Annotated in this window: 20 protein-coding genes and 1 pseudogene; 12 read left to right on the top strand and 9 right to left on the bottom strand. The window is 51.6% G+C overall.

Going from position 1 to position 23,006, the window contains the following annotated elements:
* From ACJHWR_RS21890 to ACJHWR_RS21845, 10 genes and pseudogenes are all read left to right on the top strand, one after another.
* The coding region (locus ACJHWR_RS21890) for a hypothetical protein (protein WP_223963351.1) at nucleotides 1–93 on the top strand (93 nt) is incomplete at its 5' end.
* 13 nt (nucleotides 94–106) lie between these two features.
* Nucleotides 107–1,285: pseudogene (gene yicI, locus ACJHWR_RS21885) on the top strand (alpha-xylosidase); the annotation flags it as partial.
* Nucleotides 1,286–1,579: 294 nt separating this feature from the next.
* Nucleotides 1,580–3,133, top strand: coding sequence for a BglG family transcription antiterminator (locus ACJHWR_RS21880; RefSeq protein ID WP_012311665.1), 1,554 nt, complete (start codon nucleotides 1,580–1,582; stop codon nucleotides 3,131–3,133).
* A gap of 26 nt (nucleotides 3,134–3,159) precedes the next feature.
* Entirely contained in the window at nucleotides 3,160–3,630 is a 471-nt protein-coding gene (locus ACJHWR_RS21875; protein WP_000355546.1) for a PTS sugar transporter subunit IIA, read from the top strand.
* A gap of 17 nt (nucleotides 3,631–3,647) precedes the next feature.
* Nucleotides 3,648–3,962, top strand: a complete 315-nt coding sequence (locus ACJHWR_RS21870) for a PTS fructose transporter subunit IIB (protein WP_001028073.1) — start codon at nucleotides 3,648–3,650, stop codon at nucleotides 3,960–3,962.
* Between the two features lie 24 nt (nucleotides 3,963–3,986).
* A complete protein-coding gene (locus ACJHWR_RS21865; RefSeq protein ID WP_000662199.1) occupies nucleotides 3,987–5,078 on the top strand; it encodes a PTS fructose transporter subunit IIC in 1,092 nt (363 codons plus the stop codon).
* A gap of 11 nt (nucleotides 5,079–5,089) precedes the next feature.
* Nucleotides 5,090–5,941 carry a class II fructose-bisphosphate aldolase gene (locus tag ACJHWR_RS21860; protein ID WP_000457125.1) on the top strand — a complete coding sequence of 284 codons (852 nt, stop codon included), beginning with the start codon at nucleotides 5,090–5,092 and terminating at the stop codon, nucleotides 5,939–5,941.
* Between the two features lie 80 nt (nucleotides 5,942–6,021).
* Nucleotides 6,022–6,882, top strand: coding sequence for a ketose-bisphosphate aldolase (locus ACJHWR_RS21855; protein WP_000961379.1), 861 nt, complete (start codon nucleotides 6,022–6,024; stop codon nucleotides 6,880–6,882).
* A gap of 47 nt (nucleotides 6,883–6,929) precedes the next feature.
* Complete coding sequence (locus ACJHWR_RS21850) at nucleotides 6,930–7,862, top strand: ROK family protein (RefSeq protein ID WP_000559084.1); 933 nt, start codon at nucleotides 6,930–6,932, stop codon at nucleotides 7,860–7,862.
* Complete coding sequence (locus ACJHWR_RS21845; RefSeq protein WP_012311659.1) at nucleotides 7,843–8,523, top strand: D-lyxose/D-mannose family sugar isomerase; 681 nt, start codon at nucleotides 7,843–7,845, stop codon at nucleotides 8,521–8,523. Before ACJHWR_RS21850 ends, ACJHWR_RS21845 begins: the two co-directional genes overlap by 20 nt.
* A 43-nt stretch (nucleotides 8,524–8,566) precedes the next feature.
* On the opposite strand, the gene ACJHWR_RS21840 is transcribed toward ACJHWR_RS21845, so the two are convergent.
* Together ACJHWR_RS21840 and xanP are read right to left on the bottom strand one after the other, a co-directional pair.
* Complete coding sequence (locus tag ACJHWR_RS21840; RefSeq protein WP_012311966.1) at nucleotides 8,567–10,276, bottom strand: AsmA family protein; 1,710 nt, start codon at nucleotides 10,274–10,276, stop codon at nucleotides 8,567–8,569.
* A gap of 120 nt (nucleotides 10,277–10,396) precedes the next feature.
* Nucleotides 10,397–11,788 carry a xanthine/proton symporter XanP gene (xanP, locus tag ACJHWR_RS21835; RefSeq protein ID WP_001330372.1) on the bottom strand — a complete coding sequence of 464 codons (1,392 nt, stop codon included), beginning with the start codon at nucleotides 11,786–11,788 and terminating at the stop codon, nucleotides 10,397–10,399.
* A gap of 279 nt (nucleotides 11,789–12,067) precedes the next feature.
* Here xanP and gltS point away from each other — a divergent pair, with 279 nt between their 5' ends.
* The gene (gene gltS / locus ACJHWR_RS21830) at nucleotides 12,068–13,273 is read left to right on the top strand and encodes a sodium/glutamate symporter (protein ID WP_000468822.1); all 1,206 of its coding nucleotides are present in this window, start codon (nucleotides 12,068–12,070) and stop codon (nucleotides 13,271–13,273) included.
* Between the two features lie 33 nt (nucleotides 13,274–13,306).
* Here gltS and recG read toward each other — a convergent pair whose 3' ends face one another.
* From recG to gmk, 5 genes are read right to left on the bottom strand one after another with little or no spacing between them, the layout of a single operon-like run.
* Complete coding sequence (recG, locus tag ACJHWR_RS21825) at nucleotides 13,307–15,388, bottom strand: ATP-dependent DNA helicase RecG (RefSeq protein WP_000678396.1); 2,082 nt, start codon at nucleotides 15,386–15,388, stop codon at nucleotides 13,307–13,309.
* Between the two features lie 5 nt (nucleotides 15,389–15,393).
* Nucleotides 15,394–16,083 carry a tRNA (guanosine(18)-2'-O)-methyltransferase TrmH gene (gene trmH, locus ACJHWR_RS21820; RefSeq protein ID WP_001070187.1) on the bottom strand — a complete coding sequence of 230 codons (690 nt, stop codon included), beginning with the start codon at nucleotides 16,081–16,083 and terminating at the stop codon, nucleotides 15,394–15,396.
* Nucleotides 16,084–16,089: 6 nt separating this feature from the next.
* The gene (gene spoT / locus ACJHWR_RS21815; protein WP_000280488.1) at nucleotides 16,090–18,198 is read right to left on the bottom strand and encodes a bifunctional GTP diphosphokinase/guanosine-3',5'-bis pyrophosphate 3'-pyrophosphohydrolase; all 2,109 of its coding nucleotides are present in this window, start codon (nucleotides 18,196–18,198) and stop codon (nucleotides 16,090–16,092) included.
* A gap of 18 nt (nucleotides 18,199–18,216) precedes the next feature.
* Entirely contained in the window at nucleotides 18,217–18,492 is a 276-nt protein-coding gene (gene rpoZ, locus ACJHWR_RS21810) for a DNA-directed RNA polymerase subunit omega (protein ID WP_000135058.1), read from the bottom strand.
* Between the two features lie 54 nt (nucleotides 18,493–18,546).
* Nucleotides 18,547–19,170 (bottom strand): guanylate kinase, encoded by a 624-nt coding sequence (gene gmk / locus ACJHWR_RS21805; protein ID WP_001295237.1) that lies wholly within the window; start codon nucleotides 19,168–19,170, stop codon nucleotides 18,547–18,549.
* A gap of 257 nt (nucleotides 19,171–19,427) precedes the next feature.
* Between gmk and ligB the strand changes: the two genes are divergently transcribed.
* Nucleotides 19,428–21,110, top strand: a complete 1,683-nt coding sequence (gene ligB, locus ACJHWR_RS21800) for an NAD-dependent DNA ligase LigB (RefSeq protein ID WP_001361558.1) — start codon at nucleotides 19,428–19,430, stop codon at nucleotides 21,108–21,110.
* On the opposite strand, the gene ACJHWR_RS21795 is transcribed toward ligB, so the two are convergent.
* Together ACJHWR_RS21795 and dinD are read right to left on the bottom strand one after the other, a co-directional pair.
* Complete coding sequence (locus tag ACJHWR_RS21795; RefSeq protein WP_000924289.1) at nucleotides 21,107–21,724, bottom strand: trimeric intracellular cation channel family protein; 618 nt, start codon at nucleotides 21,722–21,724, stop codon at nucleotides 21,107–21,109. The two genes, ligB and ACJHWR_RS21795, sit on opposite strands and share 4 nt — an antisense overlap.
* A gap of 290 nt (nucleotides 21,725–22,014) precedes the next feature.
* Nucleotides 22,015–22,839, bottom strand: coding sequence for a DNA damage-inducible protein D (gene dinD, locus ACJHWR_RS21790; protein ID WP_001361559.1), 825 nt, complete (start codon nucleotides 22,837–22,839; stop codon nucleotides 22,015–22,017).
* Between the last annotated feature and the right edge of the window lie 167 nt (nucleotides 22,840–23,006).

Raw genomic sequence — 23,006 nt, 5'->3', positions numbered from 1 at the left:
CCGACAAGAAGGGAAAGGGCCTTCCCGAGAGTGGTAAAGGAGAGGCCCTGGAAATACCCCACAGCCCCGAAAAAGAGCCAGTCAGTTGCTTAACTGACTGGCATTACAGCCAGGTCTGGCGATTTATGACTTTACCAATCCGGATGCCTGCAAATGGTACGCCGACAAACTGAAAGGTCTGGTCGCGATGGGCGTTGATTGCTTTAAGACCGACTTTGGCGAACGTATTCCAACCGATGTTCAATGGTTTGACGGTTCCGATCCGCAGAAAATGCATAACCATTATGCGTACATCTACAACGAACTGGTGTGGAACGTGCTCAAGGACACCGTTGGTGAGGAAGAAGCCGTCTTGTTTGCCCGCTCGGCCTCCGTTGGTGCGCAGAAATTTCCGGTACACTGGGGTGGCGACTGTTACGCTAACTACGAATCAATGGCGGAAAGCCTGCGCGGTGGTTTGTCTATTGGCCTTTCAGGTTTTGGCTTCTGGAGCCACGATATCGGCGGCTTTGAAAATACCGCTCCGGCGCACGTTTACAAACGCTGGTGCGCGTTTGGTTTGCTCTCCAGCCATAGCCGTTTACACGGCAGCAAATCTTATCGTGTGCCGTGGGCCTATGATGATGAGTCCTGTGATGTGGTGCGCTTCTTCACGCAACTGAAATGCCGCATGATGCCGTATCTGTATCGTGAGGCTGCTCGTGCGAACGCGCGGGGTACGCCGATGATGCGGGCCATGATGATGGAGTTCCCGGACGATCCGGCTTGTGATTACCTTGACCGTCAATACATGTTAGGCGACAACGTGATGGTTGCTCCGGTGTTCACTGAATCGGGCGATGTGCAGTTCTACTTGCCGGAAGGTCGCTGGACACACCTGTGGCACAACGATGAACTCGATGGTAGTCGCTGGCATAAACAGCAGCACGGCTTCCTGAGTCTGCCCGTTTATGTGCGTGATAACACCCTACTGGCGCTGGGCAACAACGAGCAACGTCCCGATTACGAGTGGCACGAAGGCACGGCATTCCACCTCTTTAATCTGCAAGACGGGCATGAAGCCATCTGTGAAGTGCCCGCTGCCGATGGTTCCGTTCTTTTCACCCTGAAAGCGGCGCGTACTGGCAACACAATTACTGTGAATGGTACGGGCGAGGCGAAGAACTGGACGCTGTGCTTGCGCAATGTTGTGAAAGTAAATGGTCTGCAAGGCGGTTCGCAGGCTGAAAGTGAGCTGGGGCTGGTGGTGACGCCTCAAGGGAATGCGCTGACAATTACGTTGTAATCTATTGAAGAATGCCGGATACGAATGGTTTTGTGTCGTATCCGGTAAATAATCTCACATCTGGTAATAAATATTTCTTCCATCGTATTTGCGAGCATGATCACGATTATTCATCACGAAAATGTGATCTGTGCTGAAAAATATCCCTTAACCGCCTTGCTTTGTTTTATCACTGTCCGGATTACGGACATATTTTAGTATTGTTGTGAAATTATTCTGCTTTATATTTACCCTCAGAGATGGCAACTGAAGCTCTTCCATATGGGGCTTCTTAATCTGTGATAAGGGTAAAAAATGCAAATGATTACCTCGCGACAAAACAGATTATTACGATTCCTTCTACCACGAAGGGAATATACGACTATTGTTACAATTGCCGGCTATTTAAATGTTTCGGAAAAAACCATTCAACGTGATTTACGTTTACTTGAGCAATGGCTGGGGCAATGGAGAATAAATGTTGAGAAGCGTGCTGGCGCGGGTGTGATGTTAAGCGCGGAGAATATTGCTGATTTGCTGCATCTTGATCATTTGTTGGGAGCAGAATGTGAAGAGATTGATGGTGTAATGAATAATGCCAGGCGCGTTAAAATAGCGTCGCAGTTATTAAGTGAAACACCGAATGAAACGTCGATCAGTAAATTGTCAGAACGCTACTTTATCAGCGGAGCCTCTATTGTTAATGACCTGAGAGTAATTGAGTCCTGGCTTGCGCCGTTGGGGTTATCATTGATCCGCAGCCCAAGTGGTACGCATATTGAAGGTAGTGAAGGGCAAGTCCGACAGGCAATGGCATTACTGATTAACGGCATTATTAACCATAATGAGCCGCAAGGTGTCGTGTATTCACGTCTGGATCCCGGAAGCTATAAAGCATTAGTCCATTATTTTGGAGAGGAAGAAGTGTTATTTGTCCAGTCATTGTTACTGGATATGGAAAATGAATTAAGTTGGTCTTTGGGAGAACCTTATTACGTTAACATTTTTACTCACATCCTTATTATGATGTATCGCAACACGCACGGGAATGCGTTATCAAGAGAAGAAGATCAAACCAGGCAATATGATGAAAATATCTTTAATGTTGCCAGTCAGATGATTCATAAGATAGAACAACGAATTGCACATACATTGCCCGATGATGAAGTCTGGTTTATTTATCAATATATCATTTCATCAGGTGTGGCGATTGATGGACAAAAAGATGTGAGCATTATTTCACATATGCAGGCCAGCAATGAAGCGCGTCTGATTACCTGGCGTTTAATTACGGTATTCAGTGACATCGTGGACTGCGATTTTAGTGAAGACAGCGCATTATATGATGGCTTAATGGTGCATATTAAACCGCTGATTAACCGACTAAATTATCGTATTCATATCCGTAATCCATTGTTGGAAGATATTAAAGCAGAACTAGCGGATGTCTGGCGGTTGACGCAATATGTGGTGAATCAGGTATTTAAAACCTGGGGTGAGAATGCAGTGAGCGAGGATGAAGTGGGTTACCTGACCGTTCATTTTCAGGCTGCGATGGAGCGGCAAATTGCCCGTAAACGTGTATTACTGGTCTGTTCAACCGGAATCGGAACTTCGCATCTACTGAAAAGCCGTATTCTGCGAGCATTTCCTGAATGGACGATTGTTGATGTTATTTCAGCAGCGAATTTATCACAGGTTTTGCCTGACAATATCGAACTGATTATTTCGACAATTAATTTGCCTACAGTCACTATGCCGGTCGCTTATGTTACCGCTTTTTTTAATGATGCCGATATTAAGCGGGTCACTGAAATGGTGATTACGGAAAAATTACATCATGCGACGTCTCGGGTCGTTGAAATTTAATGTCAGAATTTTATGAGGTATGACGAATGGACATAACAAAAATCCTGAATACGAATCGCGTTATTTTAGATATGCAAGCGACGAATAAAGCGGAGGCGATTGAAGAATTAACTAATCTTCTCAAAAAAGATGGTGCGATCGATTGTCGGGAAACCTTTATTAAAGATGTCTGGCAGCGCGAAGCGGAAGGCTCGACTGGTTTTGAAAATCATATTGCGATCCCGCATGGTAAATCTTCTGCGGTAATTAATACTACGCTGGCAATTGGCCGTACCCGCCAGGATATTCCCTGGGAAACGCTGGATGGCAGTAGCGTGCGCTGTATTATTTTATTTGCGGTACGTCTTGAAGATCAAAATACCACCCATATCCGTTTACTTTCCCAGGTCGCGGGCGCGCTGGCGGATGATGACATCATAGAACAATTGTTAGTTGAGACGAGTCCGCAAAAAATCATTGATCTCTTTAGTCAGTATGCACAATCCGATGTCTGCTAAATAACAGGGAGTATGTCATGAATATTGTCTGTGTTGCCGCCTGTACGGCGGGTATTGCTCATACCTATATTGCTCGTGAAAAGTTAATCAAAGGAGCAAAAGCTCTGGGCCATACCATTAAAGTTGAAACCCAGGGAACCATTGGTACAGAAAATGAATTACAGGCGGCAGATATCTCTGCTGCTGACGTCGTGATTCTTGCTGTAGATGTGAAAATAAAAGGAGAAGAACGCTTCACCAATAAACGTATTGTGCGAGTAAAGACAGAGATCGTCATTAAATCGCCCGTTCAATTTCTTGAAAAGGTCGAAAAATCACTGGGAAACAAATGATCCTTATACTGGAGGGATCTTAATATGAAAGAAAATAAAATTCCGGTTTCACAGGAAATTAAAAAACATTTATTAACCGGCATCTCGTGGATGATACCCCTTATTGTGGCCGCCGGGATATGTATTGCGTTGGGGCAAGTTCTTGGCGGTACAGATGTTGGTGAAAAAACAGGAACAATCCCGTGGATGCTTAATCAGATTGGCGGCTGGGGAATGGGGCTGATTGTGCCGCTGATTAGCGCGGCAATTGCCTATTCTATTGCTGATCGTCCCGGTTTTGCCCCGGGCCTGATTGTCGGCTTTCTCTGTGGGCAAATCCATACCGGATTTATTGGCGGTATGTTGGGTGGTTTCCTGGTGGGCTACACCATTTTGCTACTTAAACGCTATATCCGCCTGCCGCAGTCGATGCAAGGACTCATGCCAATCATGGTGTTGCCGGTATTAAGCACCATTATCGGTGGGCTGTTAATGATGACGCTGATTGGTAAACCCATCGCCTGGTTACAAGAAGCACTGATTCATTTGCTCGAGTCGATGCAGGGCGGATCGCGCTTCCTGATGGGGGCCATACTTGGCGCGATGGCAACCTTCGATTTCGGTGGTCCGGTCAACAAAACCATGTCGCTGTTTTCCGATGGCTTGCTGGTCAGTGGCGTCTACGGACCAGAAGCCGTGAAATTTGTCGGCTCAATCATCCCTCCGTTTGGCATCACACTTTCGTTCTTACTGACACGGCATAAATACACCCGTGCGGAGCGCGAGGCGCTGAAAGCCGCGTTTCCGATGGGGATCTGCATGATCACTGAAGGAGTCATTCCGATCGCCGCGCGTGACCTGCTGCGAGTAGTGGGATCTTGTGTGGTGGCATCGGCGGTCGCGGGCGGCTTAATCATGGTGTGGGGCGTGGAGAGTCCGGTTCCGCATGGCGGCATGTTTGTTGTGCCTCTGTTCACCCATCCTCTGCTGTTTTGCCTGGCGCTGGGTATAGGCACGGTGATTTGTGGCGTGATGCTTTCACTCTGGAAGAAACCGGTAACGGAACGCGACGAAGAGTTTGACGAACTGAGCGATCAAAAGCTGAAAGATGAAGAGATCACTTTCACCCTCGAATAACCGGAGGCCCTATGTTTGCCGATATGAAAAGTATGGTGATGAAAGCCTGGCATGAACATTACGCCTTACTGGCGATCAACTGTATGAATCTGGAAAGTGCTCACGCAGCTATCCGCGTGGCGGAGAAGAATCGCGCTCCGATCATTCTCAATCTCTATCAGGGGCATCTGGCGCATTTTCCAGCACCCGTCGCGGCGGCAGTGGTTAAAACGCTCGCGGAATCTGCCTCAGTACCGGTCGCTCTGGCGCTTGATCATGGCAAAAATCCGGACTGTATTCGTCAGGCGTTTCGTGCTGGTTTCAGCGGATTAATGATTGATGCTTCTGCTTTTCCCCTGGAGGAAAACGTGCGCCAGACCAGGGCGGTGGTGGAACTCGCCGCCAGCGCGCAGCTCTGCGTGGAAGGCGAACTGGGCCATCTGGCAGATGCGCCGCGTTACGACCAGGCCGCCAATGCAGACCTGATGACGCAACCCACTGATGTGGAAACGTTTATCGCGCAGACAGGCATTGATCTACTGGCCGTCTCGGTAGGCACGGCGCACGGCATGTACGCGCCTGGTGTTGTACCTGCTATTGATTTTCAGCGTCTGGCGGAGATTTTCCACTGCTCGAGCGTGCCTCTGGCATTACATGGCGGTAGCGGTACGCCGTTCGATCAGCTCCAGCTCTGTACGACGCTGGGGGTAGCAAAAATCAACGTGGGGGCGGCCATTTTTGAACGGGGGAAATCCGCGCTCCTGCATACCCTCTGTCACGATATATCCATTGAACTGGTGGACGCGCTGAAAGCTATGGAACTGGCCTTCGAAGAAGCGATTACACCGTATTTACAGGCGAGCGGCTCTATCGGCAAAGCCTGATTCATTTTCTGTCATGGCCTTTATGCCAGTGCAATAACGCACCGGCAGGGCGGACTACACGCTGAAACTGGAGATTTAACATGTTAGTTTCGATGAAAGAATTACTGCAACCTACCCGCCAGCACGGCTTTGCCATTGGCGCATTTAATGTGGCGGATAACTGTTTCCTTCGCGCAGTCGTGGATGAAGCAGAAGCGACAAATACTCCGGCGATTATTGCCATCCATCCCAGCGAACATGATTTTGTGGGCGATGCCTTTTTCGCTCACGTTCGCGAAATTACCCAGCGTAGTCCGGTCCCGTTTGTACTGCACCTCGATCATGGTGCCTCTGTAGAGCATGTTTTGCGTGCGATTCGCTGCGGATTTACCTCAGTAATGATCGACGGTTCGCTGCTGCCGTATGAAGAAAACGTGGCGCTGACCGCAGAAGTGGTTCGCCTCGCTCACGCGGTTGGAGTGTCGGTTGAGGGTGAACTGGGAACCATCGGACAAACAGGAACGTCGGTAGAAGGTGGTGTTTCACAAGTGACCTACACAGATCCGGCGCAGGCCGCCGATTTTATTGCTCGTACAGGTGCCGACACTCTGGCTGTGGCGATTGGTACAGCGCATGGCATCTATCCAAAAGGGATGCAGCCGAAGCTGCAAATGGACATTTTGCGCGACATTGCCGGACGTATTGATATTCCGCTGGTGCTACACGGTGGTTCGGCAAACCCGGACGCGGAGATTGCTGAATCAGTTACGCTCGGCGTCGGCAAAATCAATATCTCCAGCGATATGAAATACGCCTATTTCCAGAAAGTGCGTGAAATTCTCGCTAAAGAGAGCTGGTGGGACCCGAACGTCATCTATCCGGATGCGATTAACGCGGCGCGGGAAGTCATTCGCCAGAAAATGAAACTGTTCGGTTCGATCGGTAAAGCGTCACTGTACTAAGCCAGAAGGGCGGGGCAACCCGCCTTTTACGCAACAAGGAACGAGATATGCACTATCTGGGGTTGGATATTGGTGGGACCAAAATCGCCGCCGTCGTCATGGATGCGCATGGCTGGGAGATTCGCCGTTACCGCTGCCCGACGCAAAAGTCGACATATCAACAATTTGTCTCATGCGTTGTGGCGCTTATCGAGCAGATTAGGCGGGACGTTCAACGACCGATGCTGACAGGGATCGCCTTACCCGGCAGTATCTCGCCACTCACTGGCCTGATTAAAAACGCGAATATTCAGGTGATTAACGGTCATGCGTTACAGGCTGATTTGCAGCAATTGCTTGGGCAACCGGTGGTGATAGCCAATGATGGTAACTGTTTCGCGCTATCAGAAGCTTGCGACGGTGCCGGGCAAGATTATGACGTGGTATTTGGTATTACGCTTGGTTCGGGCTGCGGCGGTGGCATTGCCATCAAGCAACGACCGTTTATAGGGGCCTGGGGAAATGCTGCCGAATGCGGTCATATCACGTTGCCAGGCTATATGGAGCAGGAAGATGGTCCATCAGTCAGTTGCTATTGCGGCAAACACAACTGCGTGGAGTCGTTTGTTTCCGGCAGCGGTTTTAGTGAACGCTATCAACAGATGACTGGTAACTTGCTCACTCCTGCGGCGATTGTCACCCTGGCACAACGTGGTGATGCTTGTGCCATGCAGCAGGTGGCACGTTTTCGCCAACAGCTTGCCCGCACGCTGGCAACCATCGTTAACGTTGTTGACCCTGGCGTGATTGTCATCGGCGGCGGGCTTTCGAATGTGGAACTGCTTATCGCCGATCTGAACACAGAAGTCGCTCCTCTGGTTTTCACCGACCAATTCACCACCCCCATTGTAAAAGCACTGCACGGCGACAGTAGCGGAATGCGTGGCGCTGCCTGGCTTGCTATGCGCAACGGAGAAGCCAATGAAACGTTCACAAATTAATTATGTTATTGATAAAGCACATGCCATTGCGCAGACCTTCCGCGTTTGTTTGCCAGAGTTCGCCTATTTTACGGTGGATGACTGGCTGCAGCTGGAACGGGATAACTGGCAAGAAGTGGTCGACTTACAGCTCGGTTGGGATATCACCGATTTTGGTCGTGGTGATTTCAACCAAACGGGACTAACACTGCTAACGATGCGCAACGGCGCGCTGGGGGCGGCGGCATATCCAAAACCGTATGCTGAGAAAATGTTGCAGATCCAACAAGATCAGCAAACTCCCTGGCATTTTCACACCCACAAAATGGAAGATATCCTCAATCGGGGCGGTGGAGACTTATGCATGCAGTTGGCCTGGGCCAACGAAGCCAATCTCTGTGATGATCAACGAGTCATTACCGTGAGTGTTGATGGTCAGCGGCGTACCATGAAACCTGGTGAAACGCTGGTGCTAAAGCCGGGGCAGGGCATTTGCCTGCCGCCGCGTCTGTATCATCGCTTCTGGGCGGAAAAAGCGTTTGTTCTCGGCTGGGAAATCTCGATGGTAAATGATGACCAACACGATAACTATTTTCTTGAGCCGGGAGGACGTTTTCCGGCGATAGAAGAAGATGAACCGGTGAAATGGTTATTGTGCAGTGAGTATGGAATTTTGCGCTAATAACGGGGAACGCTAGCGCTGATATCCGCTAGCGTCCTTATTTTTACTGCACCGACTCCGTCGACGTAACTTCACCACTGGAAACTACGCCCGCATTCATGGTTTGAGTCACTTGCTGCTTTGCGGCATTCACGGCATGCAATTGCCCGCTAACCGTAGGTTTCAGCGGGATATTGGCCTGAATATTGCCGCTGGCGGTAAGCTGAATATTGCCGTCGCCAGTCAACGGTAATTCAGGCCATCCCCACTGTTGCAAAATATTCACCGGCACACCGCGTCCATTCAGGCTGATATGGGTCTGACGTTGTGGCGTTTGTGAAACACTGGCGGTGGCTTCCAGAATGCCTTTTTCAGTAAATGCACTCAGTTCGCTGATATTCACCGTGCTGCTGTTGGCGGTCAGCGCCAGCGATGGGCGACGAACATCAACACGATTGAATGTCGCGGCGGCGGCATTCAGATTCGCCGAACCACTCCAGACGCCCCATTTATGATCGGTAACCAGCGTCAGGTTGGCACCGTAACCATCGAGCGCGGTGAGCTGCCACGGGAAGTCAGGGTCGATATCAATGATCAGATTGCGGCTGGCGCTAAATCTCTTCAGTTGCAGGCTGTTTAACCAACCGGGTGTCGTTTCCATCCACAACTGTTGCCAGTTTTTTGGCAAGGTATATTCCAGTCCGGCAATTGCCGCATCATCGAGGATCAACATTTTCCCGTCACGCAACCAGTTCCCTGACGTTCTGACCATGCCCCCTTCCCAGCGGCTGGTGAACTGGCGCAGTGCTACGCCCTGCGGGGAAAATTCCGCGTTTATAATCGGATCAAATAAATGCAGCGAGCCATAAATAAACTCGCTGGCGTTCATCGACAGTTTACCTTCCTGTGTCTGCCAGTCATCTTTACTGAAGGTCATGTTGCGCAAGCTGAGATCGAGGTCGGTCACCGCCCAGTCCGGACCTTGCAAACGAGCGTCGATGACTTCCAGGCGACCAATCTGCAACGACGGGACAGAGCGTAATGGCGCAAAGAAGTCGGTTAGCGATTTTTCGCTTTGTAGACGGATATCCGCCATGCGCAGGTTTTCCACTTGCCAGCTGCCGTCAGCGTTACGCTGCGCGTTTCCGGTTAATGTCCCGCGGGCGATGTCGGCACCCAGGTTAGTCAGCGTAACGCGATCGTTATCAATACTGCCTTCAATCAGTACATTGGTGGCAGGAACATCATTGAGCGAAAGCGATCCGGCACTAAACTGAATCTGCGCCTTCGTACCCAGCACTTTACCGGCTTCTGGTGACCAAGGAACCACGCCGCCATTTACCCGCTGCGCGCTCAGTTTCCATTCGCTATTCGGGCTATTAAACGCCATATCACGTAGTTGCAGACGATCGGCTTTGAACGGTAGCGGCGCGGTCTGGTCGGTGAGATTCAGCGTCCCGTTTTCCAGCAGGATGGTATCGACATGGCGTGGTTCGGTCAGTTGCCGACTGCTTAGCGCAATGTCGACACTTTTTGCCACCAGGGTCGCGGGCTGGCCATCACGGCCAAACGTGACGTTCTCCAGCACGATATGAGATGGCGCGGAAAAACGGTGATCCATCGCCCCGAAGGCCAGATGATAGTCGCTATTCTCGGAAACCCATGCGCTGATATGTTCTGCTCCCCAGCGAGTTTGCAGCAGAAAATAGAGGCCAGCGATCACCACTAACAGAGCGATGAGAATGTAGAGAAGCAGCTTCCCAATAAATTTCATGGTCTTCCATCCCGTGAAATGCACATAAGGGAGTTATGCACGATTTACGCGCAATCCTCAAGGCGGGAATGGTGAAAGAGGTGAGACTGCGGCGGTAATTATCTTACCGCCGCCAGTGAATTACTGTTTTTCTGGTGGGAAAATCAGATTCAGCACGATGGCAGTAATACCGCCCGCGGCGATCCCGGAGGAGAGCAGGTTTTTCAGCCATTCAGGGGCAAACTGCAAAATCAGCGGCTGCTGAGACACGCCCAGACCAACCGCCAGCGACAGCGCGATAATCAGAATCGCCCGACGGTTCAGCGGCTCACGAGACACAATGCGCACACCGGAGGCAGCGATGGTGCCAAACATTACAAGCGTTGCGCCGCCCAGAACCGGTTCTGGAATGTGTTGCACAAAACCGCTCACTGCCGGGAACAGACCCAGCACGATCAACATCAGCGCGACGACAAAACCGACATAGCGGCTGGCAACACCGGTTAACTGGATCACCCCGTTGTTCTGCCCGAAGCAGGAGTTCGGGAAGGTATTAAATACCGCCGAGACAAACGAGTTCAGGCCGTTTGCCAGCACGCCGCCTTTCAGGCGTTTCATGTACAGCGGACCGGAAACCGGCTGTTCGGAAACGTCAGAGGTCGCCGTGATATCGCCAATGGTTTCCAGCGAAGTGATCATAAAGACCAGCATCAGCGGCAGCAGCAGACTCCATTCAATGCCAAGACCGTAATAGAGCGGCGTTGGCACCATAATCAGTTCTTGCGTCATCGGTTCGTTGCTTTCTGGCAACATGTCCATAAACCACGCCAGCGCATATCCGGCCGCCATCGCAATCACCAGTGAGGCCACGCGTAAGTAAGGGTTACGTTGACGGTTAAGCAGGATAATTAAGGCTAAGACCACGCCTGCCAGCAGCAGATTTTTCGGTGCGCCGAAGGTGTTATCGCTCATGGCTGCGTAACCGCCGCCAATGGAGGTCAGCCCCACCTGAATTAGCGACAGGCCGATAATCATCACCACAACGCCAGAAACCAGCGGCGTAATAATGCGGCGCGCCAGATGCAGAACGCGGGAGATCACCATCTCGGTACAACTTGCCAGCATCAACGTGCCGAACAAAGCCGCCATCATGGTAGGAACATCAGCACCACCGGTCTTCAGCGCTGTGCCGCCCATAATCAGCGGAGCAACAAAGTTGAAGCTGGTGCCCTGAATAGACAACAACCCGGAGCCAACCGGACCCCAGGCCTTAATTTGAATAATCGATGCCACACCGGAGGCAAACAGCGACATACTAATAATGTGTTGCGTGTCTTGTGCCGGTAAACCCAGCGCCTGGCAGATTAATAGCGCTGGCGTGATCACCGCAACGAACATCGCCAGCAAATGCTGACATGCGGCAAACAGGGTTTGAGGAAGCGGCGGACGATCTTCAAGACGGTAAATCAGTTCGCTGTTTTGAGTCTGCGCAACCGGTTGCGCATTTTCTGACTCGAGGGTGGAAACAGACATCGAAAACAATCCCGTGGTAGCAAAGCGGGCATTTTAGCTGACCGAAAGAGAAAAGCAAACGTTTGCTACATCCTCGTTTAAATATTTAAATGAGATAAATGTACTTTTTTATATAACTTTTAGTTGTTTTCTGCTTAAAATCCATGCCATTTTTCTATTTTCAGCGAAGAATTCGAACCAGGAAAGCATGACTCGATACTCGTCATATTTCGCCTTACTGCAAATGCGCGATGAAGTATGACGAGTATGAAAGAGTGATGCGGACACAAAGGAGTAACTATGTTTCATCTCGATACTTTAGCAACGCTTGTTGCCGCAACGCTGACGTTGCTGCTCGGGCGCAAGTTGGTCCATTCCGTCTCCTTTTTGAAGAAATACACCATACCGGAACCTGTTGCGGGTGGTTTATTAGTGGCGCTGGCGCTGCTGATACTGAAAAAAAGCATGGGCTGGGAAGTCAACTTTGATATGTCCCTGCGCGATCCGTTGATGCTGGCTTTCTTCGCCACCATTGGCCTGAACGCCAACATTGCCAGTTTGCGTGCCGGTGGGCGTGTGGTTGGCATCTTCTTGATTGTGGTTGTTGGCCTGTTGGTGATGCAAAATGCCATTGGCATTGGTATGGCTAGCCTGTTAGGGCTTGATCCGCTGATGGGGCTGTTGGCCGGTTCTATTACGCTTTCCGGCGGTCACGGTACGGGAGCTGCATGGAGTAAATTGTTCATTGAACGTTATGGCTTCACCAATGCGACAGAAGTGGCGATGGCCTGTGCAACGTTCGGTTTGGTGCTGGGCGGCTTGATTGGCGGTCCGGTGGCACGCTATCTGGTGAAACACTCCACCACACCGAACGGTATTCCGGATGACCAGGAAGTTCCGACCGCGTTCGAAAAGCCGGATGTGGGCCGCATGATCACCTCGCTGGTGTTGATTGAAACTATCGCGCTGATTGCTATCTGCCTGACGGTGGGGAAAATTGTTGCGCAACTTTTGGCTGGTACTGCTTTTGAACTACCGACCTTCGTCTGTGTACTATTTGTTGGCGTGATTCTGAGCAACGGTCTGTCAATGATGGGCTTTTACCGCGTCTTTGAGCGAGCGGTATCCGTGCTGGGTAACGTAAGCCTGTCGTTGTTCCTGGCGATGGCGTTGATGGGGCTGAAACTGTGGGAGCTGGCTTCGCTGGCGCTGCCGATGCTGGCGATTCTGGTGGTACAGACCATCTTCATGGCGTTGTATGCCATCTTCGTTACCTGGCGCATGATGGGCAAAAACTACGATGCGGCAGTGCTGGCTGCGGGTCACTGTGGCTTTGGCCTTGGCGCAACGCCAACAGCAATCGCCAACATGCAGGCGATCACTGAACGCTTTGGCCCGTCGCACATGGCGTTCCTGGTAGTGCCGATGGTCGGTGCGTTCTTTATCGATATCGTCAATGCGCTGGTGATTAAGCTGTATTTGATGTTGCCGATTTTTGCCGGTTAACCGATGAAGCGGCGGTATTCTCACCGCCGCCTTTTACGCATTCGAGTAACGTTCCGTCTCCGGCATCCAGCGTTCTATCAGGGCTTTTGCCTGTTGTGGGTAACGTTCGTGAATATGTCGCGCCAGGCGCTGAACTTCCGGGATCATCGCCTGATCGCGCAGTAAATCCGCCACTTTAAATTCAGCATTACCCGTCTGACGCGTACCTAACAGTTCACCCGGTCCGCGAATCTCTAAGTCTTTCTGTGCAATCACAAAACCGTCGTTGCTGTCGCGCAGCACTTGCAGCCGAATTTGCGCGGTTTTGGAGAGCGGCGTTTTGTAGAGCAGCACGCAGTGAGAAGCCACCGCACCACGACCTACACGCCCGCGAAGCTGGTGTAACTGCGCCAGACCCAGACGCTCCGGGTTTTCGATAATCATCAGACTGGCGTTAGGCACATCAACACCGACTTCAATAACGGTAGTGGCAACCAGCAGGTGTAGTTCACCTTGTTTAAACGACGCCATCACCGCCTGTTTATCGGCAGGTTTCATCCGCCCGTGTACCAGGCCGACGTTCAGTTCCGGCAACGCCAGTTTCAACTCTTCCCAGGTTGCTTCCGCCGCCTGCGCTTCCAGCAATTCCGACTCTTCAATCAACGTACAAACCCAGTATGCCTGACGACCTTCAGTTATGCAGGCGTGGCGCACGCGGTCAATAATGTCGGTACGGCGGGTATCAGGAATAGCGACCGTAGTCACTGGCGTGCGTCCTGGCGGCAGCTCATCTATCACCGAGGTATCGAGATCGGCATACGCAGTCATCGCCAGCGTGCGGGGGATGGGCGTGGCGGTCATGATCAACTGATGCGGATGGAAGCCCTGCTGCTGGCCTTTCTCCCATAACGCCAGACGCTGATGCACGCCAAAACGATGCTGTTCGTCGATAATCACCAGCGCCAGACCGTTAAACTGCACCTGTTCCTGGAAGATGGCGTGTGTTCCGACAATCATCTGCACCTGACCGCTGGCGATGGCTTCCTGCTGTGCCAGCCGCGCTTTACCTTTCTGCTTACCGGCGAGCCAGCCCACTTCGATACCGAGCGGTGCAAACCAGTTACGGAAGTTATTGGCGTGCTGTTCGGCGAGTAATTCGGTTGGTGCCATCAATGCCACCTGTTTGCCGTGGGCAATCGCACGCAGCGCGGCGAGGGCGGCGACCAGCGTTTTACCGGAACCTACATCGCCCTGTACCAGGCGCATCATCGGCACATCCAGCGCCATATCGCGCTCGATCTCCGCCGCTACGCGTGCCTGTGCGCCCGTTGGCTTGAACGGTAAGGCGGCGAGGAGTTTATTTTTCAGCGCGTCATTGGCGCTCAGTGGCTGGGCATGAAAACGCTGTGCTCCGGCACGTAAGGCTAACATGCTGAGGTTGTGCGCCAGCAGTTCCTCCAGAATCAGACGGCGTTGTGCCGGATGCTGGCCGGTTTCCAGATCGCTAAGCTGTAGCGTCGGCGGCGGGCGGTGCAAAGTGCGCAACGCTTCCGGTAGCGTCATCATTCCTTGTGACAGTTCCGGCGGCAGGAGTTCTTCAATGGCGCAGGTGTCGAGCAGATCAAGCGCCTGGTCGGTTAATTTACGCAGCGTGGCCTGCTTTACGCCTTCGGTTGTTGGATAAACCGGCGTAAGCGTTTCCTGCAACTCTGGCGTACTGAGATCGCCCTGCACGCGGTATTCCGGGTGGATCATCTCCGCACCATATTTACCGCGCTTTGCTTCTCCATAGGCCAGCACGCGGCGGCCCGTCGCCAGGCTATTTTTCATTGCCGCGTTGAAGTTGAAAAAGCGCATGGTGAGAATGCCGGAACCGTCGCTGATCTGGCAGGTCATCATCCGCCGACCGCCGAAGGAGATATTGCAGTTCAGCACTTCGCCTTCCACCGTGGCATAAACGCCCGGTAGTAGTTCTCCGATGGGGTAGAGATGGGTGCGATCTTCGTAGCGCAGGGGAAGGTGTAAGAGTAGATCCTGCACGGTATGCAGGTTGATTTTCGCCAGCTTGTTACTAAGCGCTGCGCCAACGCCCGTTAGGGAACTGAGCGGGACAGCATCTAACAGGCGACCTTTCATGGCACTTATCCTGCAGCCTGCATGGTAGCCCACCAGTCGGCATCAGCTTCAATTTCGCCCTGCTGATTGACGTGGGGGTAAGGCAGGCCTTTGCGTTTTGCGACTTTCGCCAGCACCGGATAGCCGCCTTCAAACAACAGGCGTTGTTGCTCTGCTTCCGGCAACATGCTGTTTTCACGCAGGTACATGCCCGCATTTTGCCGCTGGCGCTGGGCTTCGTAAAGAATGAGGGCTGAGGCAACGGAAACATTCAGCGATTGCACCATGCCAATCATCGGAATGATGATGTCCCGATCCGCCAGGGCCAACGCTTCCTGCGTGATGCCTGTTTTCTCCTGTCCCATCAAAATACAGGTCGGGCGAGTGTAATCAATTTCGCGGAAATCGACAGCGTTATCAGAAAGATGGGTTGCCAGAATCTGCATGCCCTGGCCTTTCAGATGAGCGACGGCATCGCCAATGGTGCGGTGCGTTTTCACCTGTACCCAGCTGTTACTACCCGCAGCTGCCGAAGCCATGGTGCGCATCCGGCTACCAGGCCAGACAGCATGAACTTCATGTACACCAACGGCATCTGCGGTACGAATAATCGCAGAAACGTTATGAGGTTTGTGGACCTGCTCCATGCAGACGGTCAGATCAGGCTGCCGCCTGGCGAGCATTTCGCAGATACGTGCATAACGTGTTGGGTTCATAAAACATTAATTTCGGTTTCGGGTGACTTTAATCACGTCTGGCATCACGCGGATTTTGCGCATGATATTCGCCAGATGCACACGGTCACGGGCGGTCAGACGAATAAAGGCGCTGTAGACGCGACCATCTTTCTCTTCCGTATTCAAACTTTGAATATTCGAGGTCGTGGTGTTAATTGCCGCTGTCAGGTTTGCCAGCGCGCCCTGATGATTGAACATCTCCACCTTGATTTCGGTGATGAACTCCTGCGCCGTCTCTTTATCCCATTCCACAGCCATAAACTTCTCTGGCTCTTTCTGGTAGCCACGGATGTTACGGCAGGATTCATGGTGGATCACCAGACCTTTACCGGGGCTCACGTGGGCGATAATCGGGTCGCCAGGAATAGGGCGGCAGCATTTCGCAAAGGTGATCAGCACGCCATCGGCACCTTTAATGGGCAGATGTCCGTGACTTTGGGTTGCCGGTGGAATGGAGGCGTCCCCATGTTGCAGATTTTTCGCGACCACCACGCTCATTGCGTTACCAAGGCCGATTTCAGCCAGCAGATCGTCAAGCGTTGCCAGCTTCATGCGGTCCAGCTCGCGCTGAATATTTTCCTGCGGGATTTCATTGAGCTTACGGCTACCACCCAACGCATGGTTGAGCAGACGACGTCCCAGGCTTACAGAATCATCACGCTTGAGGTTTTTCAGCAACTGACGAATTTTGGCGCGCGCTTTCGAGCTGACGACAAAGTTCAGCCACGCGGCATTCGGGCGAGCGCCCGGTGCGGTAATGATTTCAACGGTTTGACCGCTGGTAAGCGGCTGCGACAGCGGGTAAGGCTGACGGTCGACACGCGCGCCCACGCAGGCATGACCGATATCGGTATGCACCGCATAAGCGAAGTCGACGGGCGTTGCACCGGCAGGCAGTTCGACAATGCGCCCTTCCGGTGTGAAAACGTAAATCTCATCCGGGAAGAGATCGGATTTAACGCTCTCGATAAATTCAAACGAGCTACCGGCACTCTGTTGCAGCTCCAGCAGGCTTTGCATCCAGCGCTGGGCGCGGATTTGCGCGGTGGTGCTGGTTTCGCCGTGCTCTTTATAAGCCCAGTGCGCGGCAACACCCATCTCCGCCATCTGATCCATATCTTCGGTACGGATTTGGACCTCAACCGGCACGCCGTGCGGGCCAATCATCGAGGTGTGCAAAGACTGATAGCCGTTCGCTTTTGGAATGGCGATGTAGTCTTTCACGCGACCCGGACGCGGCTTGTACAGGCTATGCATTTGCCCGAGCACGCGATAACAGGTGTCGGAATCATTGACGATCACGCGGAAAGCGTAGATGTCCATGATTGAGTGAAAACGCTGCTCTTTGAGCACCATTTTGCAGTAGATCGAATAAAGATGCTTCTCGCGACCACTGACGCGGCACGGTATTCCCGCTTCCTGCAAACGCCCTTCGATTTCAGAGAGGATTTTTTGGATCATCTCTTTACGGTTGCCGCGTGCGGCTTTCACCACTTCTTTGATTACGCGGTAACGGTTGGGATACAGCGCCTCAAAACCCAGCTCTTCGAGTTCGGTTTTAATGTGGTGGATACCTAAACGGTGCGCCAGCGGGCTGTAAATTTCGAGTGTTTCACGGGCGATGCGGCGACGTTTGTCCGGGCGAAGTGAGCCCAGCGTGCGCATGTTGTGGGTACGGTCGGCAAGTTTGATGAGAATGACGCGGATATCCTGCACCATCGCCATAATCATCTTGCGAAAGTTTTCGGCCTGCGCCTCTTTCTTATCGCGGAACTTGAGCTTATCAAGTTTCGACACCCCCTCTACCAGCTCGGCGACGCTTTTACCAAAAAGCTGTTCCATGTCCTGGTAGGTGGCGGGAGTATCTTCAATCACGTCATGCAGCAGCGCCGCCATCAGCGTTTCATAGTCGAGTTTCATCTCGGCCAGAATGCAGGCAACCGCCACCGGGTGCGTGATATAGGGTTCACCGCTTGAACGTGTTTGCCCCTCGTGAGCATCACGTGCAACGAGATACGCCTGCCGCAGACGCTTGATTTGGTCTTCCGGCAGGTAGGTTTGAATCAGTTGATTCAGGCTTTCAAACAGATACAAGGGCGACCCGCTTTGTGATTAACGACGACCTTCAGCAATAGCGGTAACGGCTTGTAATTCAGCGGCTTCCTGCTCTTGCTGTTCCTGGCGTTCACGAACGTCGAGGATCTGGTTGTTGATCAGACCTTCTTCGATTTCGCGCAGCGCGATTACAGTGGTTTTATCGTTTTCTTCCGGTACCAGCGGATCCTTTCCGCCTACCTGCATCTGACGAGCGCGACGCGCGGCGACCAGTACCAGGTCAAAACGGTTACCAATTTTCTCTACAGCGTCCTGAACAGTTACGCGTGCCATACTTAAAAAGCTCCACAGGTGAAGAAATGACTGGGCATGATACTGAAATCAGGTTCAGTCTGCCAACAATTTGCTGATTAAAGCGTCATGACGCTGCTTTTGGCGGCTCATGCGCAGACGTTCGGCGCGAATAATGGTCTTCAAATCGGTCAACGCGGTATCGAAGTCATCATTCACAATCAGGTAATCATATTCGGCGTAATGGCTCATTTCTGCAACAGCTTGCGCCATACGCTTTGCAATGACCTCTTCGCTGTCCTGACCGCGACCGCGTAGACGGCGGTCCAGTTCAATTTTGGACGGCGGTAAAATAAAGATACTCCGCGCGTGCGGCATCTTCTGGCGAATTTGCTGCGCACCCTGCCAGTCGATATCGAGAAAAACATCGACACCGGTCGCCAGTACTTGCTCAATGGCCTCACGCGAAGTGCCATAGTAATTACCAAAAACTTCTGCGTGTTCGAGGAACGCATCTCTGCTAATCATTTCTTTAAATTCATCATGATTAACAAAGAAATAATGTTCACCGTGGACTTCACCAGGACGCGGTTGGCGTGTGGTGTGTGAAACAGAAACCTGGGTGTCATACAACGGTTGGGTTTTTAATAAAGCCTGAATCAGGCTGGATTTACCCGCGCCACTGGGGGCAGAAACAATATAAAGCGTGCCTTGAGCCATGAGTATCTTTCGTATGTGATTAGCGAAATAAAGCCTACATACGAGCTTATTATACACGGCGCGGGCATGTGACGTAGCCCTTGCTCACACTTTTTGCGCAAAGTTGTTGCGTTTTGCGTAGCTGCTTCCGCATTTGCCTGTCATTCACTGCAATAAAGACGATTCTCAGGAAGCGTCCTCGCAGACTCCGTTTTTGCCACTCGGCTTTGCTTTCATCACGTTGTATATCTGCCTGACTATCTACAGCGGAGGTGATGATGAAAGTATGGATGGCGATATTAATAAGTATCTTGTGCTGGCAATCATCGGCGTGGGCAGTCTGTCCGGCCTGGTCGCCAGCCAGAGCACAGGAAGAAATTTCCCGCCTGCAACAGCAAATAAAACAGTGGGACGATGACTACTGGAAGGAAGGGAAAAGTGAGGTGGAAGACGGTGTTTACGATCAGTTAAGCGCCCGTCTCACGCAGTGGCAACGCTGTTTTGGGAACGAGACTCGCGACGCTATGATGCCGCCTTTAAACGGTGCGGTTATGCATCCGGTTGCCCATACGGGTGTACGCAAAATGGCGGATAAAAACGCATTAAGTCTGTGGATGCGCGAACGTAGCGATCTTTGGGTGCAGCCAAAAGTTGATGGCGTTGCGGTAACCCTGGTTTATCGGGACGGGAAACTGAACAAAGCAATCAGTCGCGGTAATGGCCTGAAAGGCGAGGACTGGACGCAGAAAGTTCGCTTAATTTCCGCTGTGCCGCAAACCGTTAGCGGGCCTTTAGCCAACAGCACGCTTCAGGGGGAAATATTTCTCAAGCGTAAGGGGCATATCCAACAACAAATGGGGGGAATAAATGCCCGCGCAAAAGTTGCTGGCCTGATGATGCGCCAGGGGAATAGCGATACGCTAAACTCACTGGCTGTTTTTGTCTGGGCATGGCCGGATGGACCGCAGTTAATGACCGATCGTTTAAAGGAGCTGGCTACCGCAGGTTTTACTCTAACGCAGACGTATACCCGTGCGGTTAAAAATGCTGATGAGGTTGCGCACGTACGCAATGAGTGGTGGAAAGCAAAATTACCCTTCGTCACCGATGGCGTGGTTGTGCGAGCGGCGAAAGAACCCGAATCCCGTCATTGGCTACCGGGCCAGGCGGAGTGGCTGGTGGCCTGGAAATATCAACCTGTAGCTCAGGTTGCCGAAGTGAAGGCGATTCAGTTTGCGGTGGGTAAGAGCGGTAAAATATCGGTGGTTGCGTCACTCGCACCTGTCATGCTGGATGATAAAAAAGTCCAGCGGGTGAATATTGGTTCCGTCAGGCGCTGGCAGGAGTGGGATATTGCGCCTGGTGATCAGATCCTCGTCAGCCTTGCCGGTCAGGGTATTCCTCGCATTGATGATGTGGTCTGGCGCGGTGCAGAACGTACAAAACCGACACCACCAGAAAACCGCTTTAACTCGTTGACCTGCTACTTTGCTTCTGATGTTTGTCAGGAACAGTTCATTTCACGCTTAGTCTGGCTGGGGTCAAAACAGGTTCTTGGGCTGGATGGCATTGGTGAGGCCGGCTGGCGCGCGCTGCATCAGACTCATCGCTTTGAGCATATCTTTTCCTGGCTTTTATTAACGCCAGAGCAATTACAGAACACGCCGGGGATCGCGAAAAGTAAAAGTGCGCAGTTATGGCATCAATTTAATCTGGCTCGTCAGCAGCCTTTTACTCGCTGGGTGATGGCAATGGGAATACCGCTAACCCGGGCGGCGCTTAATGCCAGTGATGAACGGTCCTGGTCGCAACTTTTATTTAGCACAGAACAGTTCTGGCAGCAGTTGCCGGGGACTGGATCGGGGCGCGCCAGACAGGTTATTGAATGGAAGGAAAATGCGCAAATCAAGAAGCTGGGCAGTTGGCTGGCTGCCCAGCAGATCACAGGTTTTGAACCTTAGTGACCTTCGTGGCTGTAGTAAAAGACCGGTAATCCCAGCTTAAGACGTAGCGCCAGTAAGCGGGCAAAAAAGCCGAATACCAGGGTGGAGATAATCACCACATCATGGTTAGAAACATAATGTTGCAGCGCGATGTACAGCACGGCGGAGGCAAATGAGACACCGGCATACAACTCTTTCTGGAATACCAGTGGGATGCGTTTACAGAACATATCGCGCAAAACGCCGCCAAATACGCCGGTCGTCACAGCTGCGACAACGGCAATGATCGGGCCGTGTCCCATATCCAGTGCAACCTGTGCGCCAATGATAGAAAAGACTACCAGTCCGAGCGCATCGAGCACCAGAAACACTTTGCGCAGGTAAGGCATTACAGGAGCAACGATAGTGGTGAGTACTGCGGCGGTAGCGACAATAATCACATATTCCGGGTGTTTGACCCAGCCGAGCGGATAGTGGCCCAGCAGAATATCGCGCACTGACCCTCCGCCAATTGCGGTGGCGGTCGCAATAATAATTACGCCAAATGTATCCATGCGCCGTCGTCCGGCCGCCAGCGCCCCCGTCATGGCTTCGGCAGTAATGCCAACCAAATACAAAATGTGTAACAGCATGGTTCTCTCCCTAAAAATCTGTCTGGCAGGGTAGCGATTTGTGCGTATTGTCACGATTGAGATTTTTTAAGGTGAGAGGAAATTGATAACTTTTAGTTATGTGAAATCGCTATTTTCTGTAGCGTAGATGTATTCTTCTGACTTCTTGTCTGAGAAAATGCATAAGAAAAAATAGGTTAAAATTGAGGGTGGAAAAGAAAGGTGCAATGTTTAGCCATTGTGTTCACCGCACCTGGACTTTGGCTTACGCATCGGGTATCTCAATCAACAAAAAGAGTTTTTAGTTTCTGCTATTTCTTCTCTGTAATTTTTACACTGTTTTCCAACTGCTTGATGCTGACCTGCGGGGTCGGCAACTCTTCAGGCATGGTTCCGCCAAGTTCCTGAATGGTTTGCCTCACCTTGCTACCCACGTCAAAGTGTGTGGTATTAGCTTGCTGTTTTGAATTCACGCCATCCCGCTTGAGTTTTTCTTCTGTTTGGGTAGCTCGAAAGAGATTAGCCGCCAGTTCTGTTGAACCCATATGATCCAGGATCTTCTGACTCTTTTTCAGCCCCTTCCGCTGATGGATGGCTTTCTGATCTAATCCACCATACAGTCCCCGGTAACCATGATTCTGAAATATGGCGAAATCGGTAGCTGTCGCTACCCCAGCTTGCTGCGCTGCCTCAACTAATTGTTTGTTATGTTCTTTCAACTCATTTCTCAGAAAAAGACGCTTTTCGTCTTCACGAAGTTGCCTGAAAGCTTCATCGTCAGCCAGCTCCTGCCGTCGGGTCTGGATAGCAAAATAAGTTTGCCCTGCCGCAATAACCGGTTTCGCAGGGTCGCCGTTTTGTACTACCAGGTAACAGGCATAGCGGGAGAGATGAACATCTTCAAGTTCTCGTTGAGCCCCTGAACCTAATACAACCATTTTGGTGGTTTCAACGAAATGGTCAGATGCAGCTTGATTGCTGGCTTCGCACGCTTGAGTCGCGCGGGCCAGTACCTTTTGAAAATTGCGCCAGTCCCGATAATCCAGTAACGGAGCCAATTCTCTCGCTGACCAAAATTCTTGCCCTTCAGTGCCATAATGCCGTATTTCTTCAAAAGGTTGATGATGTTCGTTCATTGCCCACTCCATGTGATATCGATTGCAAGGAAAGTAAGTTTACAACTGTGTTTATATACAGTTGTGAGTATCTCACGTTCTCACTGCGCTGGGCAAAAAAACATCGCAAAATCTGGAGCAGGCACGCAAAACAGAATTGAATGTTGCGGGGAGGAAAAATGCCGCTC

The sequence above is a fragment of the Escherichia sp. WS568 genome, from assembly GCF_046486085.1.
In the GTDB taxonomy this organism is placed as follows: domain Bacteria; phylum Pseudomonadota; class Gammaproteobacteria; order Enterobacterales; family Enterobacteriaceae; genus Escherichia; species Escherichia coli.
The sequence above is the reverse complement of the archived record's forward strand: the minus strand, read 5'-3'. Positions and strand labels throughout refer to the sequence as shown.